This window comes from Streptomyces sp. NBC_00335, from assembly GCF_036127095.1.
GTDB lineage: Bacteria > Actinomycetota > Actinomycetes > Streptomycetales > Streptomycetaceae > Streptomyces.
In genome coordinates this window covers 4,179,766-4,195,858 of the sequence record NZ_CP108006.1, presented here as the reverse complement: position 1 = coordinate 4,195,858, position 16,093 = coordinate 4,179,766, and the positions used below count along the sequence as shown (strand labels likewise).

The 16,093-nt window shown below is 72.8% G+C and carries 16 protein-coding genes; 8 read left to right on the top strand and 8 right to left on the bottom strand.

Going from position 1 to position 16,093, the window contains the following annotated elements; genetic code table 11:
• Positions 1-159: 159 nt before the first annotated feature.
• The 5 genes from OHA37_RS18810 to paaA are packed head-to-tail and all read right to left on the bottom strand — an operon-like array spanning position 160 to position 3,945.
• Positions 160-1,341: a 2Fe-2S iron-sulfur cluster-binding protein gene (locus OHA37_RS18810; RefSeq protein ID WP_266906749.1), complete on the bottom strand. Its 1,182-nt coding sequence runs from the start codon at positions 1,339-1,341 to the stop codon at positions 160-162.
• Complete coding sequence (gene paaD, locus OHA37_RS18805; RefSeq protein WP_443046183.1) at positions 1,342-1,866, bottom strand: 1,2-phenylacetyl-CoA epoxidase subunit PaaD; 525 nt, start codon at positions 1,864-1,866, stop codon at positions 1,342-1,344. It abuts the gene before it with no gap.
• A complete protein-coding gene (gene paaC, locus OHA37_RS18800) occupies positions 1,863-2,618 on the bottom strand; it encodes a 1,2-phenylacetyl-CoA epoxidase subunit PaaC (protein WP_266906745.1) in 756 nt (251 codons plus the stop codon). Before paaC ends, paaD begins: the two co-directional genes overlap by 4 nt.
• Positions 2,615-2,899, bottom strand: a complete 285-nt coding sequence (gene paaB / locus OHA37_RS18795) for a 1,2-phenylacetyl-CoA epoxidase subunit PaaB (protein WP_243331024.1) — start codon at positions 2,897-2,899, stop codon at positions 2,615-2,617. Before paaB ends, paaC begins: the two co-directional genes overlap by 4 nt.
• Positions 2,896-3,945, bottom strand: a complete 1,050-nt coding sequence (gene paaA, locus OHA37_RS18790) for a 1,2-phenylacetyl-CoA epoxidase subunit PaaA (protein WP_266906743.1) — start codon at positions 3,943-3,945, stop codon at positions 2,896-2,898. Before paaA ends, paaB begins: the two co-directional genes overlap by 4 nt.
• 145 nt (positions 3,946-4,090) lie before the next feature.
• Between paaA and OHA37_RS18785 the strand changes: the two genes are divergently transcribed.
• The 3 genes from OHA37_RS18785 to OHA37_RS18775 all read left to right on the top strand — a co-directional run bounded on the left by OHA37_RS18785 (position 4,091) and on the right by OHA37_RS18775 (position 7,102).
• A complete protein-coding gene (locus OHA37_RS18785; protein WP_266906741.1) occupies positions 4,091-4,789 on the top strand; it encodes a DUF5819 family protein in 699 nt (232 codons plus the stop codon).
• A 56-nt stretch (positions 4,790-4,845) separates the two neighbouring features.
• Positions 4,846-6,033 (top strand): HTTM domain-containing protein, encoded by a 1,188-nt coding sequence (locus OHA37_RS18780; RefSeq protein ID WP_266906739.1) that lies wholly within the window; start codon positions 4,846-4,848, stop codon positions 6,031-6,033.
• Between the two features lie 295 nt (positions 6,034-6,328).
• Positions 6,329-7,102 carry a TrmH family RNA methyltransferase gene (locus tag OHA37_RS18775; RefSeq protein ID WP_266906737.1) on the top strand — a complete coding sequence of 258 codons (774 nt, stop codon included), beginning with the start codon at positions 6,329-6,331 and terminating at the stop codon, positions 7,100-7,102.
• Here the strand turns inward: OHA37_RS18775 and paaN are convergent.
• A complete protein-coding gene (gene paaN / locus OHA37_RS18770) occupies positions 7,099-8,781 on the bottom strand; it encodes a phenylacetic acid degradation protein PaaN (RefSeq protein ID WP_266906735.1) in 1,683 nt (560 codons plus the stop codon). The two genes, OHA37_RS18775 and paaN, sit on opposite strands and share 4 nt — an antisense overlap.
• 157 nt (positions 8,782-8,938) lie before the next feature.
• Between paaN and OHA37_RS18765 the strand changes: the two genes are divergently transcribed.
• Entirely contained in the window at positions 8,939-10,489 is a 1,551-nt protein-coding gene (locus tag OHA37_RS18765) for a 3-hydroxyacyl-CoA dehydrogenase (RefSeq protein WP_266906733.1), read from the top strand.
• Positions 10,486-11,073 carry a TetR/AcrR family transcriptional regulator gene (locus tag OHA37_RS18760; RefSeq protein WP_266906731.1) on the top strand — a complete coding sequence of 196 codons (588 nt, stop codon included), beginning with the start codon at positions 10,486-10,488 and terminating at the stop codon, positions 11,071-11,073. The genes OHA37_RS18765 and OHA37_RS18760 overlap by 4 nt, the downstream gene beginning before the upstream one ends.
• A 4-nt stretch (positions 11,074-11,077) precedes the next feature.
• Here OHA37_RS18760 and OHA37_RS18755 read toward each other — a convergent pair whose 3' ends face one another.
• Together OHA37_RS18755 and OHA37_RS18750 are read right to left on the bottom strand one after the other, a co-directional pair.
• Positions 11,078-11,614, bottom strand: a complete 537-nt coding sequence (locus OHA37_RS18755) for a MepB family protein (protein WP_266906729.1) — start codon at positions 11,612-11,614, stop codon at positions 11,078-11,080.
• Positions 11,615-11,618: 4 nt separating this feature from the next.
• Complete coding sequence (locus tag OHA37_RS18750; protein ID WP_266906727.1) at positions 11,619-12,206, bottom strand: Lrp/AsnC family transcriptional regulator; 588 nt, start codon at positions 12,204-12,206, stop codon at positions 11,619-11,621.
• 177 nt (positions 12,207-12,383) lie between these two features.
• Between OHA37_RS18750 and pdhA the strand changes: the two genes are divergently transcribed.
• The 3 genes from pdhA to OHA37_RS18735 are packed head-to-tail and all read left to right on the top strand — an operon-like array spanning position 12,384 to position 15,912.
• Positions 12,384-13,535 (top strand): pyruvate dehydrogenase (acetyl-transferring) E1 component subunit alpha, encoded by a 1,152-nt coding sequence (gene pdhA / locus OHA37_RS18745; protein WP_266912898.1) that lies wholly within the window; start codon positions 12,384-12,386, stop codon positions 13,533-13,535.
• Positions 13,532-14,545 (top strand): alpha-ketoacid dehydrogenase subunit beta, encoded by a 1,014-nt coding sequence (locus tag OHA37_RS18740; protein ID WP_266906725.1) that lies wholly within the window; start codon positions 13,532-13,534, stop codon positions 14,543-14,545. Before pdhA ends, OHA37_RS18740 begins: the two co-directional genes overlap by 4 nt.
• Positions 14,545-15,912, top strand: coding sequence for a dihydrolipoamide acetyltransferase family protein (locus OHA37_RS18735; protein WP_266906723.1), 1,368 nt, complete (start codon positions 14,545-14,547; stop codon positions 15,910-15,912). Before OHA37_RS18740 ends, OHA37_RS18735 begins: the two co-directional genes overlap by 1 nt.
• Positions 15,913-16,093 lie beyond the last annotated feature (181 nt).

Sequence of the window (16,093 nt, the reverse complement as noted above, 5' to 3'; positions counted from 1 at the left end):
GCCTGTCCTCCCGCGTACCCGAATCGTGCTCTGCCTGACGGTGCGTCAAGATAGAACACGTTCCTGAAGAAGCACAGCCTGAAGAAGCACAGCCTGAAAAAGCACAGCCTGAAAAAGCACAGCCTGAAAAGGCACAGCAGGCGGACGGCAGCGGCGGGCTCAGCGGTCGAAGTCGATCTCCACGTCCTCCGACACCGGGTGTGACTGGCAGGCCAGCACGAACCCGGCCTCCGTCTCCTGCTCCTCCAGCGCGAAGTTGCGGTCCATCCGCACCTCGCCCGAGACGACGAACGCCCGGCAGGTGCCGCACACCCCGCCCTTGCAGGCGTACGGGGCGTCCGCGCGGGCCCGGAGCACCGCGTCGAGCAGGGATTCGCCGTCGCGCACCGGCCAGGTGCCCGAGCGGCCGTCGAGCCGCGCGGTGACCCGGCCGCGGGTGGCGTCCGCCGAAACGGTGCGCGCGGGCGGGGCGGTGTCCTCGACGTGGAAGACCTCCTCGTGGACCCGGGTGCGCAGCACGCCCAGCGAGCCCAGCGCCTTCTCCGCTCCCGTCACCAGGCCGTACGGCCCGCACAGGAACCAGCCCGTCACCTCCGCGACCGGCAGCAGCGCGGGGAGCAGCTCCGTCAGCCGCTCCTCGCCGAGCCGGCCCGAGGGCAGCCCGGCCTCCTGCTCCTCCCGGGACAGCACGGTGACGAGCTGGAACCGGTCGGGATAGCGGTCCTTGAGGTCGGCGACCTCCTCCAGGAACATCGTCGAGGCCGCGCTGCGGTCGCTGCGCACCAGGCAGAACCGGGCGTCGGCGCGGGCGGCGAGGAGGGTGGCGGCGATCGAGAGCACCGGGGTGATGCCGCTGCCGCCGACGATCGCGGCGTAGTGCGCGGCGGGCGGCGCCGCCGCGGGGTCCAGGACGAACCGGCCGGCCGGGACCATCACGTCCAGGACGTCCCCGGCGGCGATCTCCTTGTGGGCGTAGGAGGAGAACTCCCCGCCCTCCACCAGCCGCACCCCGACCCGCAGCACGGCGGGCCCGGGCCCGTCCGCGGCCGGGGCGGGGGAGCAGATCGAGTAGGTGCGCCGAACCTCCGACGGCACTGCCGTGCCGGCCGCCGCACCGGAACCGCCGCGGCGCAGGGTGAGGTGCTGACCGGGGGCGTGCCGGTACTCGGCGCGCAGCTCCGGCGGGACGGCCAGGGTCAGGGCCACGGAGTCATCGGTGAGCCGGTCGACCGCCGTCACCGTCAAGGCGTGGAACGCGCCGTGGCGTACGGGGCGCGCCGACGCGTCGGCCGCCGGGCCGGCAGGCGACACCGGCGTGGGCGACGGCGGTGACACGGCCATCTACAGCTCCTTGAAGTGGTCGAACGGTTCGCGGCAGGCGGTGCAGCGGCGCAGCGCCTTGCATGCGGTGGAGGAGAACCGGCTGAGCAGCTCGGTGTCGGTCGATCCGCAGTTGGGGCAGCGGACGGACAGGGTGAGCGGAACCGGTCCGCCGGCGGCGTGCGGCCGCGGCGGGGCGATGCCGAACTCGGCCAGCTTGCGGCGGCCTTCGGCGCTGATGTCGTCGGTGGACCAGGCGGGGGCCAGCACGGTGCGGACCCGGACCTCGGGTATGCCGTGGTCGGTCAGGATCCGCTCGATGTCGGCGGACATGGCCTCGATGGCCGGGCAGCCGGTGTAGGTGGGGGTCAGGGTGACCTCCACGTGGCCGTCCTCGTGCATCCGCACCCCGCGCATCACGCCGAGCTCGGAGAGGGTGATCACGGGCAGTTCGGGGTCGGGGACGGAGCCGGCCAGCGCGGCCAGCTCCACCTCCAGCCGGGTCCTGTCGGTGCCGGTGCCCGCGCCGGCACTGGTGCCGGTCACCACGATGCCCCCGGGTGGCTGCGGTGCAGGTGCTGCATCTCCGCGAGCAGGCGGCCGAACGACTCGGTGTGCAGTCCCTGCCGGCCGGCTCCCGCGGCCCAGGCGCCGTGCCGCGGTCCCTCGGGCAGCTCCAGTCCGGCCCGCTCCAGTACGCCGCCCAGCGCGGCCAGCCAGCGGCCTTCCAGCGCGGCCCAGTCGATCCCGCCGACCCCGTCGAGCCCGTCCACCGGCCGGAACATCTCCCCGGTGTACTTCCACAGCCCGTCCAGGCCGGCCCGCATGCGGCGCCGGCTCTCCTCGGTGCCGTCGCCGAGCCGCAGCGTCCACTGCTCGGCGTGGTCGCGGTGGTAGGCGGTCTCCTTGACCGCCTTGGCGGCGAGCGGCGCGAACGGGCCGTCGCCGAGCGCGAGTTCCCCGTAGAGCTCGTGCTGGTAGAGCGAGAAGTAGAGCTGGCGCGCGATGGTGTGGGCGAAGTCGCCGTTCGGCTGCTCGACCAGCTGGAGGTTGCGGAAGGACCGCTCCTCACGGAGGTAGGCCAGCTCGTCCTCGTCTCCGGCCGTCGACAGCAGGACACGAGCCTGGCCGAGCAGGTCGAGGGCGATGTTGGCGAGCGCGACCTCCTCCTCCAGGACGGGCGCGTGGCCCGCCCACTCGGCGAGGCGGTGCGAAAGGATCAGCGCGTCGTCGCCGAGGGCCAGGGCCGCCGCCACCGTGGCCGTCCCTGATGCGTTGCTCGTCTCGGTGCTCGTCACAGGTGCTGCACCCCCTCGGGGATCTCGTAGAAGGTGGGGTGCCGGTAGGGCTTGTCGGCGGACGGGGCGAAGAACGGGTCCCGCTCGTCCGGGGAGGAGGCGGTGATCTCCGTGGAGGGCACCACCCAGATGGAGATGCCCTCGCCGCGCCGGGTGTAGAGATCGCGGGCGTTGCGCAGGGCCATCTCCGCGTCGGGGGCGTGCAGGCTGCCCGCGTGCGTGTGCGAGAGGCCGCGCCGCGAGCGGACGAACACCTCCCACAGGGGCCAGTTCTGCGTCATACCCGAGCCTCGCTTCCGATGGTCGCCGCGGCGGCTGTGGCCGCCGCCTGCTTCTCCGCATACGCCGCGGCCGCGTCGCGCACCCAGGCGCCTTCCTCGTGCGCCGCGCGGCGCTGTCCGATCCGGTCTTCGTTGCACGGGCCGTTGCCCTTGAGCACCTCCCAGAACTCCGTCCAGTCGATGGCTCCGAAGTCGTGGTGCCCGCGCTCCTCGTTCCACTTCAGGTCCGGGTCGGGCAGGGTCAGACCCAGCGACTCGGCCTGCGGCACGGCGATGTCCACGAAGCGCTGGCGCAGCTCGTCGTTGGAGTGGCGCTTGATCCGCCATGCCATCGACTGCGCGGAGTGCCCCGACTCGGCGTCGGGCGGGCCGAACATCATCAGCGAGGGCCACCACCAGCGGTCGACGGCGTCCTGCGCCATCGCGTGCTGGGCCTCGGTGCCCCGGGAGAGGGCGAGGAGCAGCTCGTACCCCTGGCGCTGGTGGAAGGACTCCTCCTTGCAGATCCGGACCATGGCCCGCGCGTACGGCCCGTAGGAGCAGCGGCAGATCGGCACCTGGTTGGTGATCGCCGCGCCGTCCACGAGCCAGCCGATCGCGCCGACGTCGGCCCAGGTCAGCGTGGGGTAGTTGAAGATCGAGGAGTACTTCTGCTTCCCGGCGTGGAGCTTGTCGAGGAGCTCGTCGCGGCTGGTGCCCAGCGTCTCGGCGGCGCTGTACAGGTACAGGCCGTGCCCGGCCTCGTCCTGGACCTTCGCCATCAGGATCGCCTTGCGGCGCAGGGAGGGCGCGCGGGTGATCCAGTTCGCCTCGGGCTGCATGCCGATGATCTCGGAGTGGGCGTGCTGGGCCATCTGGCGGACCAGGGTGGCGCGGTATTCGTCGGGCATCCAGTCGCGCGGCTCCACCCGCTCGTCGGCCGCCACGGCCGCGTCGAATGCCGCCGCGAGCTGCGCGCCGAGGTCGGCGGTCACGCCGATCCCCGCGTCCTGCCCGGCGTCCCGCCCCCCGGTCCCCGATGTCGCTGCCGGGGTCACTGCCACCATCACGGCCCCCTGTCAGAGGTCTTTTCCCGCCTCGTGCCGCCCGACCGACCGATCGTTCGGTTCGTACTCTTCAATGGTGGGACGAGGGCCCGTAGGGTGTCAACCTCTGTGGTCAACCCTGTGGACACCGGATGATCGGGGCGGGATGGATTCGAACGAGCACGAGCCCCCGGAAGGTGAGGCTCCACACCCTCCCAGGGCGCCCGGAATCGCCGGCCTGTCCAAGCCGTACCGGGTCGTCACGGCCCTCGCGCTCGGCGCGGTGGCGGTGGCCGCCTGCTCGCACCTGGCCCTCGTCTTCCTGCACGTGGCCCCGTCAAACACGGTCAGCAAGCGGCACGCGGGCGTGATCGACGGCTGGGTCTACCCCGAGTTCGAACAGAACTGGAAGCTCTTCGCCCCCAACCCGCTCCAGCAGAACATCGCCGTGGAGGTCCGCGCGCAGGTGCGGACGGACGAGGGCCTGCTGGTGACGGGCAACTGGCGCGGGCTCTCCGCCGAGGACGGCGCGGCCATCCGCCACAGCCTGCTGCCGAGCCACACCGAGCAGAACGAGCTCCGCCGGGCCTGGGACTTCTTCACCAACTCCCACGACGAGGACAACAAGTCCACCGGCGAGCGCGGCGAACTCTCCGAGCAGTACCTGCGCCGGATCGCCCTGGACCGGCTGGACCCGCGCACGCCGGCCGATACGTCGGTGGGCAAGGGCGGGCACCTGGCCGAGGGACGGATCGTGCGGATCCAGCTGCGCGGGGCGACGACGGAGGTCGCGGCGCCCGAGTGGTCCGACGAGAAGGCCGACACCCAGACGTACTACCGGGAGCTGCCGTGGTGGACGGTGTGAGTGGGGCCGGTGTGCGGGAGCCCGGTGTGCGGGAGCCCGGTGTGAAGGGGCCCGGTGTGCGGGGGCTCAAAGCCTCCGCCGGCCGGGCGGTCGCCCGGGTCAGCGGGCAGGCGCTGGGTCCGTACCAGAGCGCCGTGGTCCGCATCGGCTTCGCCGGCACCTGGCTGTTCTTCCTGCTGCGCGAGTTCCCGCACCGCCAGGAGCTGTACGGGCCGGACGGGCCGTGGAGCTGGGAGCTGGCGCGGCAGCTGATCGACTCGAACCGTGCCTTCACGGTGCTGATGTGGTCGGACTCGGCGCTCTGGTTCGAGATCGTCTACGCCGTGGCCGTGCTGGCGTCCGCCCTGCTGATGCTGGGCTGGCGCACCCGGGCGACCTCCGTGGTCTTCGCGGTCGGCGTGCTGTCCCTGCAGAACCGCAGCGTCTTCATGGGCGACGGCGGGGACAACGTCATCCACCTGATGGCGATCTACCTCGTGCTGACCCGCTGCGCCCAGGTGTGGTCGCTGGACGCCCGCCGCGCACGGCGCCTCGGCGCGGCCTCGGCCGGGCGGGCGGGGCCGGTGCTGTGGGGGGTGCTCGGCGCGGTGTTCGCGTACGGGGCCGCGACCGGGCGGCTGAGCACCGGCTGGCTGGTGGTCTTCACGGCCCTGTGGGTGCTCGCCGCGCTGTGGTGGATGGTCGACCGCTACGAGCCGGAGGGGGAGGGGCGGGCGGTCCTCGACGTCCTGGCCAACCTGCTGCACAACGCCGGGATGCTGGTGATCATGGTGGAGGTCTGCCTGATCTACGCGACGGCCGGGTGGTACAAGATCCAGGGCTCGCGGTGGCAGGACGGCACGGCGCTGTACTACCCGCTGAACCTGGACTACTTCACCCCGTGGCCCGGGGTCTCGGCCTTCCTCGCGAGCAGCGGGACGCTGGTCATGCTGCTGTCCTACGGGACGGTCGCGGTCCAGGTGGCCTTTCCGTTCACGCTGTTCAACCGGCGGATCAAGAACGTGCTGCTGGCGTTGATGATGCTGGAGCATGCGGGGATCGCGGTGTTGCTGGGGCTGCCGTTCTTCTCGTTGGCGATGATCGCCGCTGACGCGGTGTTCTTGCCGACCGGGTTTCTGGTGTGGCTCGGTGCGTGGGTCGCTGCGCGGCGGGTGGGTGTCTGGCGGTCCGTTCCGGAGCCGGGGCCGGATCCGGATCCCTCCGCGGAGCCGGAGCCGGCGCTCCCCAGTCCCGTTCCGCGCTGAGGCCCGGCTGCCCTGCGGGGCGAAGTCCCCTACCCGCCCTTCGCCCGTTCCCCGGGCGCTGCCCGGACCCCGGTCCTCAAGCGCCGGACGGGCTGGAGGGGGTGCCGGGCTGCGCCCCGGGTCCCGGTCCTCAAGCGCCGGACGGGTTGGAGGGGGTGCCGGGCTCCGCTCCGGGTCCCGGTCCTCAAGCGCCGGATGGGTTGGAGGGGGTGCCGGGCTCCGCCCCGGACCCCGGTCCTCAAGCGCCGGACGGGCTGGATTTGGTCGGCGGGACCGGAGCCGTAGGGTCGGCGGTATGAGTGAGCAGCATGGGGGCCCCGGCGGCATCGAGGACACCGAGCGGGAGTGGCGGGAGGGTGTCGAGCGGGAAGATCTTGTTCTTCTCGACGGGTTTCATGCGCTGAAGCACGCCCTGCGGTTCGGGGCGGACGTTCGGCTGGTCGTCGCCGAGGATCCGGACGCCGTACGGGGGCTCGCGCGCGAGTTGGCGCAGGACGTGGAGGCGGACGTCGCCCGGCTGGTGCGGCGGGCGCCGCTCAAGGGGCTGGTGGCGCGGGTGCACCCCACCGGGGTGGCGGCCCTCGCGGTGCGGCCCGGGCGGGCCGAGGGACGGGCCCGGCTCGACGCACGGCCCAGGACGGCCCCGATCGTGCTCCTCGACAACCCGCGCAACCTGGGCAACGTAGGCGCCGTCGTCCGGCTCGCCGCCGGCTTCGGCGCCACCGGCGTGGTCACCCGGGGGGATCTGGATCCCTGGCACCCCAACGTGGTCCGGGCCGGCGCGGGCCTGCACTACGCCACCACCGTGGACCGGGTGGAGCTCGGCACGCTGCCGCCCGGCCCGCTGTACGCCCTCGACCCGGAGGGCGAGGACATCCGCGCCCTCACCCTCCCGGACGAGGGCCTGCTCGCCTTCGGCTCCGAACGCCACGGCATCTCGCCCGAGCTGCGCGCCCGCGCCGATCACCTGGTGTCCCTGCCGATGCGCCCGCAGGTCTCCAGCTACAACCTGGCCACCAGCGTGGCCATGACCCTCTTCCACTGGGGTGGGCCGAAGGAGAAGGCCTAGCCCTGGCGGCGGACCTCCACCACGCGGAAGCGGTTCGACACGAACGCGCCGTCGCACAGCGCGGCGTTCGCCGCCGGGTTGCCGCCGGAGCCGTGGAAGTCGGAGAAGGCCGCGGTCTGGTTCACATAGACCCCGCCCGTCAGGTTCAGCGAGAGCTGCGCCGACTCCTCCAGGCAGACCTCCTCGATGGCCCGCTCGGTGTCCGCGGACGTGGTGTACGCCCCGACCGTCATGGCGCCCTTCTCGCGGACGGTGCGCCGCAGCAGTTCGAGGGCGTCCGCCGTGGAGTCGACCGCCACCGCGAAGGAGACCGGGCCGAAGCACTCGGAGAGGTAGGGGGCGGAGTCGTCCGGCTTGGACGAGTCCAGCTTCACCATCACCGGGGTGCGCACGACCGCGCCCGGGAACTCCGGGTTCGCCACCTCGCGCGAGGCCAGCGCGACCTCGCCGAGCCCGGCCGCGGCCTCCAGGCGGGCCTTCACGTCCGGGTTGACCAGTGCGCCGAGCAGGGCGTTGGCCCGCGCGTCGTCGCCGAGCAGGCCGCCGACCGCGCCCGCGAGGTCGGAGACGACCTCGTCGTAGGACTTGTGCCCGGCGTCGGTCTCGATGCCGTCGCGCGGGATCAGCAGGTTCTGCGGGGTGGTGCACATCTGGCCGCTGTAGAGGGACAGGGAGAACGCCAGGTTGGACAGCATCCCCTTGTAGTTGTCGGTGGAGTCCAGGACGACGGTGTTGACGCCGGCCTTCTCCGTGTAGACCTGCGCCTGACGGGCGTTGGTCTCCAGCCAGTCACCGAACTCGGTGGACCCGGTGTAGTCGATGACCTTGATCTCGGGGCGGACGGCGAGTTCCTTGGCGATGCCCTCGCCCGGACGCTCCACGGCCAGCGCGACCAGGTTCGGGTCGAAGCCGGCGTCGGCGAGGACCTCGCGGGCGACCTGGACGGTCAGCGCCAGCGGGAGGACGGCGCGCGGGTGCGGCTTGACCAGCACCGGGTTGCCTGTGGCCAGGGAGGCGAAGATGCCCGGGTAGCCGTTCCAGGTGGGGAAGGTGTTGCAGCCGATCATCAGGGAGATGCCGCGCGGCACGGCCGTGAAGGTCTTGCCCAGCTCCAGCGGGTCCTTCTTGCCCTGCGGCTTCGACCAGTCGGCCTGCCCGGGGACGCGGGTCTGCTCCTCGTACGCGTAGGCCACCGCCTCCAGGCCGCGGTCCTGTGCGTGCGGGCCGCCCGCCTGGAACGCCATCATGAAGGCCTGGCCGCTGGTGTGCATGACGGCGTGCGCGAACTCGTGCGTCCGCGCCGAGATCCGGGCCAGGATCTCGATGCAGACCAGGGCGCGCGCCTCGGGCCCGGCATCGCGCCAGGCGCCCATGCCGGCCCGCATCGCGGGCAGCAGCACCTCCGGGTCCACGTGCGGGTACTCGACGCCGAGCTCCACGCCGTAGGGGGAGGTCTCCGCGCCCGTCCAGCCGTCGGTGCCGGGCTGCCCGAGGTCGAGCCGGGTGCCGCGCAGCGCCTCGAAGGCGGCGAGGCCGTCGGCCGGCGCGGTCTCCCCGTACGCCTTGGGGTGCTCGGGGTGCGGGGACCAGTAGGCGCGGCTGCGGATCGTGGCCAGCGCCTGGTCCAGGGTGGGCCGGTGCTTGGCGGACAGCTGGGGGACGGTGAGCTCGGCGGCCATCAGGGACCAACTCCTCTTTGAGCCGGGCGGGATCAGGCGATCGGGGCAGGCAAGAAGGGATGAACAAGAGCAGACTGGAGTTAGAGTAACCGAACGATCGGTCGGGACAAGAGGGCCCGGCAGACCTGTGGACAAGTCGGTGCGGGAGGATCTGGGCATGACAGCAATCGAGCGGTCCCGCACAGTGGCGGTCGTCGGCGCCGGCACCATGGGGCAGGGCATCGCCCAAGTCGCCCTTCTCGCAGGTCACCGCGTGCTGATCTACGACATCAACGCCCCGCTCGCCGCGGACGCGGTCGGATTCGTCCAGGACCGCGTCGAGCGGATGGCCGCCAAGGGGCGGCTGGACCGCGCCGAGGCCGAGGACGCGATCGGCCGGATCGCATCGGCGGCCGGGCTGGCGGAGCTGGCCGGCGCGGCGCTCGTGGTGGAGGCGGTCGTCGAGGACGTCACCGTCAAGCGGGCCCTGTTCGCGGCCCTCGAAGAGGTGGTTTCGCCGGAGGCGCTGCTGGCCACCAACACCTCCTCCCTCTCGGTCACCGAGCTCGCCGCCGGACTCGCGCACCCCGGCCGCTTCCTGGGCCTTCACTTCTTCAATCCGGCTCCGCTGCTCCCGCTGGTCGAGGTGGTCTCCGGGTTCGCGACGGACCCCGCCGCCGCGAACCGCGCGTACGCCACCGTCCTGGGCTGGGGGAAGACGCCGGTGCGCTGCGCCGACACCCCGGGCTTCATCGTCAACCGGATCGCCCGGCCCTTCTACGCCGAGGCCTTCGCGGTGTACGAGGAGCAGGGCGCCGACCCGGCGACCATCGACGCCGTGCTCCGCGAGAGCGGCGGCTTCAAGATGGGTCCCTTCGCGCTGACCGACCTGATCGGCCAGGACGTCAACGAGGCCGTCACCCGCTCGGTGTGGGAGTCCTTCTTCCGTAGCCCCAAGTTCACCCCCTCCCTCGCGCAGCGCCGGCTGGTCCAGTCGGGCCGCCTGGGCCGCAAGTCGGGCCACGGCTGGTACCCGTACGGCCCCGACGCGAAGGTCGCGGCCCCGCACACCGCGGGCCCCGAGGAGGCGCCCGCGAAGGTGACCGTCGTCGGTGACCTCGGACCGGCGGCGGGCCTCCTCGACCTCCTGGAGGAGGCCGGGATCGCGGTCACGGCCGTCGAGCACGGGGGCCCGTACATCCAGCTCCCCGGCGAGGGGCAGCTCGTGCTCGCCGACGGCAAGACGGCGATCGAGTTCGCCGACGTCGTCTACTTCGACCTCGCCTTCGACTACCGCGGCGCCACCCGGATCGCGCTCTCCGTCAGCGAGGACACCAGCGAGCGGACGGTCGCCGAGGCCGTCGGGCTGTTCCAGAAGCTCGGCAAGAAGGTCTCCGTCATCGGCGACGTCCCGGGCATGATCGTCGCCCGGACGGTCGCGATGCTGATCGACCTCACCGCCGACGCCGTCGCGCGCGGGGTGGCGGGCGCCGAGGACATCGACACGGCGATGCGGCTCGGGGTCAACTACCCGGCGGGCCCCGCCGAATGGCACGACAAGCTCGGCCGCGACTGGGCGTACGACCTGCTGCACCACCTCGACGAGCGCTGCCCCGGCGGCCGGTACGCGCCGTCGCTGGCGCTGTACAAGCTGGGCTACGCGGCGGGGGCCGACGAGGACGCAGAGGACGCAGAGGGCGCCGACGACGAGGCGGGGGAGTCGGAATGACCACGGCCAAGCGGGACACGTACACGCCCGAGACGCTCCTGTCCGTCGCCGTCCAGGTCTTCAACGAGCGCGGCTACGACGGCACCTCGATGGAGCACCTCTCCAAGGCCGCCGGCATCTCGAAGTCCTCGATCTACCACCACGTCGCCGGCAAGGAGGAGCTGCTCCACCGCGCCGTCAGCCGGGCCCTGGACGAGCTCTTCGCGGTCCTGGCGGAGCCGGGGGCGATACGGGGCCGCGCGGTCGAACGCGTCGAGTACGTCACGCGCCGCACGGTCGAGGTCCTCGCCCGGGAGCTCCCCTACGTCACCCTGCTGCTGCGGGTCCGGGGCAACACCCGCACCGAGCGCTGGGCCCTGGAGCGCCGCCGCGAGTTCGACCACCAGGTCGCGGAGCTGCTGAAGGCCGCCGCCGCCGAGGGCGACCTGCGCGCGGACGTGGACATCCGCCTCGCCACCCGCCTCCTCTTCGGCATGGTCAACTCGCTGGTCGAGTGGTACCGCCCGCACCCGGGCACCACCCCCGACCAGCTCGCGGACGCGGTGGTCAGCATGGCCCTGGACGGCCTGCGCACCCAGCGGTGAACCGCTACGCCCCGCGGGCGGCCCGGGGGCGGTAGAGCTCGCGGGCGCGGGCCAGGGCCCCGGGCCCGGCCAAGGGCAGGGGCAGGAAGTGGTCGAGCTGCCACGCCTGGGCGGCGGAGGCCTGCCGGTTGGGGGCGGCCACCCAGGGCGGGTAGACGCGGAACGCCCTTTTCCCGCCGGACCCGTCTGCCGATACGACACCGTTGCGGTGCAGCGCGTCCATGGAGAAGACGAACTGGCCGGTGCGGTCGCCGTCGCGGGCGGCGACGACGAAGAGGTCGACCGGGTCGGCCGTGTCGAAGGGCCGGATGGGCCCGCCCGGGGACCGCTGCCACAGCGTGACGAACTGGCCGGCCTTGGTGGGGGTCGTCCTGGCTGCGCGGAACCGGACGGCGAGCCCGTCGAGGGTGAAGGCGTGGGCGGCGTACTCGGCGCTCTCGGCTTCGGGGACCGGCGGTGAGCAGATGAACCCGCAGGGGTCGTAGACGAGCTCCTTCGCCGCGAGGAGATCCGGGTGCGGGCCGGGGGTGGTCCGGGCCATGCGGCTAGTCCTCGCTGATCGTCGGGCCGGCGGTCTGGTCGCGGGACAGGAGGTCCGTTTCCTCGAAGACCAGCAGGGTGCGCGTGGAGAGGACCTCCGGGATGGACTGGAGGCGGGTCAGGACCAGCTCGCGCAGGGTGCGGTTGTCCGGGGTGTGGACCAGGAGCAGGACGTCGAAATCACCGCTGACCAGGGCGATGTGGGCGGCGCCGGGGAGTTCGCGGAGCTGTTCGCGGACCGTGCGCCAGGAGTTCTGGACGATTTTGAGAGTGATGTAGGCGGAGGCGCCCTGGCCTGCGCGTTCGTGGTTGACGCGGGCGGTGAAGCCGCGGATCACCCCGTCGTCGATGAGCCGGTTGATCCGGGCGTAGGCATTGGCCCGGGACACGTGGACCTGCTCGGCGACGGAGCGTATCGAGGCCCGGCCGTCCGCCTGGAGCAGCCGGACGATCGACCGGTCGATCGGGTCGAGGGGGCGGGGCGGTGCCGTCGCCGGTCCTGGGGCTACCGGCGGTACGGGCGCGCCCCCGAGTGCGCCCCCCGCAGGGGTCGCCGCCCCGGAACCCGCTCCGGCCATTTGTTCATCCGTCATCGCCCGATGCCTGCCTCTCCTGGACGTCCTGCACCCATACCAGGGCGTCGACGCCACTTTGTCCACAGCCTGGCGCCGCCTGTAGCCAAATTGCCCGGACAACCGAACAATCGGTAGGTGAGGGGCCTCACACCCGAGGCCTCCCTGCCCGCTTCCCACGAGGAGGTGTACGCCGCCATGACGGTCCAAGAGCTGCCCGGTGCCGGTGCGTCCCACCGCTCCACCCCGCCGCCCGCCTGGAGGCCCCGTACGGATGCCGCCCCGCTGCTCCCGGACCCCGAGCCGTACCGGGTGCTGGGCACCCCGGCCGCCGACCGGCTCGACCCCGAGCTGATGCGCCGGTGCTACGCCGAGCTGGTGCGCGGCCGCCGCTACAACGCCCAGGCCACCGCCCTCACCCGGCAGGGCCGTCTGGCCGTATATCCCTCCACCGTCGGCCAGGAGGCGTGCGAGATCGCCGCAGCCATGGTCCTGGAGGAGCAGGACTGGCTCTTCCCGAGCTACCGTGACACCCTCGCGGCCGTGGCGCGCGGACTGGATCCCGTACAGGCCCTGACGCTGCTGCGCGGCGACTGGCACACCGGGTACGACCCGCGCGAGCACCGGATAGCGCCCCTCTCGACGCCCCTCGCCACCCAGCTGCCGCACGCGGTCGGCCTGGCGCACGCCGCCCGGCTGCGCGGTGACGACGTGGTCGCCCTCGCCATGGTCGGCGACGGCGGCACCAGCGAGGGCGATTTCCACGAGGCCATGAACTTCGCCGCCGTCTGGCAGGCGCCGGTCGTCTTCCTCGTGCAGAACAACGGCTTCGCGATATCGGTGCCGCTCGCCAAGCAGACCGCCGCCCCGACCCTGGCCCACAAGGCCGTGGGGTACGGGATGCCCGGCCGCCTCGTCGACGGCAACGACATCGCCGCCATGCACGAGGTGCTGTCCGAGGCGGTCCGGCGGGCCCGGTCCGGCGGCGGACCGACCATGATCGAGGCCGTCACGTACCGCATCGAGGCCCACACCAACGCCGACGACGCCACCCGCTACCGGGGCGACGCCGAGGTCGAGGCCTGGAAGGCGCACGACCCCATCGATCTGCTGGAGCGCGAGCTGACCGCGCGCGGCCTGCTGGACGAGGCGGGCATCAAGGCCGCCAAGGACGCGGCCGAGGCGATGGCGGCGGCGCTGAGGGACGGGATGAACGCGGAGCCGGTGATCGACCCGATGGACCTCTTCGAAAACGTCTACGCGCAGCAGACCGGCCGGCTGCGCGAACAGGCGGCCATGCTCCGTGCCGAGCTGGACGCGGCCGAGCAGGAAGAGGGGGACGGATCATGACCACCGTGGCGGTGAAGCCGGCGACCACCAAGCCGGCGACCATGGCGCAGGCCCTGAACCGGGCGATGCGCGACGCGATGGCCGAGGACCCGACCGTCCACGTCATGGGCGAGGACGTCGGCGCGCTCGGCGGGGTCTTCCGCATCACGGACGGCCTCGCGAAGGAGTTCGGCGAGGACCGCTGTACGGACACCCCGCTGGCCGAGGCCGGCATACTCGGCGCGGCCGTCGGCATGGCCATGTACGGGCTGCGGCCGGTCGTGGAGATGCAGTTCGACGCGTTCGCGTACCCGGCCTTCGAGCAGCTGATCTCGCACGTGGCGAAGATGCGCAACCGCACGCGGGGCGCGATGCCGCTCCCGATCACGATCCGGGTGCCGTACGGCGGCGGGATCGGCGGCGTGGAGCACCACTGCGACTCCTCCGAGGCGTACTACGTGGCCACCCCCGGCCTCACCGTCGTGACCCCGGCGACCGTCGAGGACGCGTACGGACTGCTGCGCGCCTCGATAGCCAGCGACGACCCGGTGATCTTCCTGGAGCCGAAGCGGCTGTACTGGTCCAAGTCCGACTGGTCGCCCGAGGCGCCCGCGGCGGTCCCCGGGATCGGCGAGGCGCTCGTCCGGCGGACCGGCACCAGCGCGACCCTGATCACCTACGGGCCCTCCCTGCCGGTGTGCATGGAGGCGGCCGAGGCGGCCCGCGAGGAGGGCTGGGACCTGGAGGTCGTGGACCTGCGCTCGCTGGTCCCCTTCGACGAGGAGACCGTCGTGGCCTCCGTACGCCGGACCGGGCGTGCGGTGGTGGTCCACGAGTCCGGCGGCTTCGGCGGACCGGGCGCGGAGATCGCCGCCCGGATCACGGAGCGGTGCTTCCACCACCTGGAGGCGCCCGTGCTGCGCGTCACCGGCTTCGACATCCCGTATCCGCCGCCCATGCTGGAGAAGTACCACCTGCCCGGCGTGGACCGGATCCTGGACACCGTGGCCCGTCTGCAGTGGGAGAACTGATGCCGCAGGTCATGGAGTTCAAGCTGCCGGACCTGGGCGAGGGGCTCACCGAGGCGGAGATCGTCCGCTGGCTGGTGGCCGTCGGCGACGTCGTCGCCATCGACCAGCCCGTCGTCGAGGTCGAGACGGCCAAGGCGATGGTGGAGGTGCCCTGCCCGTACGGGGGCGTCGTCACCGCCCGCTTCGGCGAGGAGGGGACCGAACTGCCCGTCGGCGCCCCGCTGATCACGGTGGCGGTGGGCGCGGTGAGCGTGCCGTCCGATGCCCTCGGCCCCGAGGGGACCCCGGACTCCGCGAGCGCGCCCCGGCCCTTGATCGGTTACGGCTCCGACGAATCACGTCCGGCGCGTCGGAGGCGGGTGCGACCCGGCTCCGCCGCGCCGGGGGCCGCTCCCGGGTGGCGGGCTTCGGCCGTGGCCCCGGTGGGCGCGGGTGCCGTCGCGGCACCCGCCGTCGCGGCACCGGCGGCCACCGCACCGGCCGTCGTCGCCGGGCCCGTGCCGGTCATCTCGCCGCTGGTGCGCAAGCTGGCCCGGGACCACGGGGTCGACCTGCGCGGTCTGCGCGGCTCGGGTCCCGAGGGGCTGATCCTGCGCGCGGACGTCGAGACGGCGCTGCGCGCACCGGAGCAGGCACCGGTGGCTGCGGCCCCCGTCGTCGCCTCCGCCGTGTCGGAGGGTGCCACGCGGATCCCCCTCAAGGGGGTGCGCGGCGCGGTCGCGGACAAGCTGTCGCGCAGCCGGCGCGAGATCCCGGACGCCACCTGCTGGGTCGACGCGGACGCCACCGAGCTGATGGCGGCCCGGGCGGCGATGAACGCCGCGGGCGGGCCCAAGATCTCGGTGCTCGCGCTGCTCGCCCGCATCTGCACGGCGGCGCTGGCCCGCCACCCGGAGCTCAACTCCACGGTGGACCTCGCGGCGAACGAGATCGTCCGGCTGCCGGCCGTGAACCTGGGCTTCGCGGCGCAGACCGAGCGGGGGCTGATGGTTCCGGTGGTCCGGGACGCGCAGGCGCGCAGTGCGGAGTCGCTGTCGGCCGAGTTCGCCCGGCTCACGGAGCTGGCCCGGGCGGGGAAGCTGGCCCCGGCGGATCTCACCGGTGGCACCTTCACCCTGAACAACTACGGGGTGTTCGGGGTCGACGGGTCCACGCCGATCATCAACCATCCTGAGGCGGCGATGCTCGGTGTGGGGCGGATCATTCCGAAGCCGTGGGTGCACCAGGGGGAGTTGGCGGTCCGCCAGGTCGTTCAGCTGTCGCTGACCTTCGATCACCGGGTGTGTGACGGCGGGACCGCGGGTGGGTTCCTGCGGTACGTCGCCGACTGCGTCGAGTCGCCGTCGGTGCTGCTGCGCAGCCTGTAGCTCCGCGGGGGTGGGTGTCGGGGGCGCCGCTGCGCGGGCGGAGTCCCCTACCCACCCTTCCACCGTTCCCCGGGCTCTGCCCGGACCCTTTGCCGCGTGCGGCGCCGTTTCCGGGGGCCGGCCCCCGGACCCCCGCTCCTCAAACGCCGGAGGGGCTGGATTTTCGCAGCCCCGGGGAACG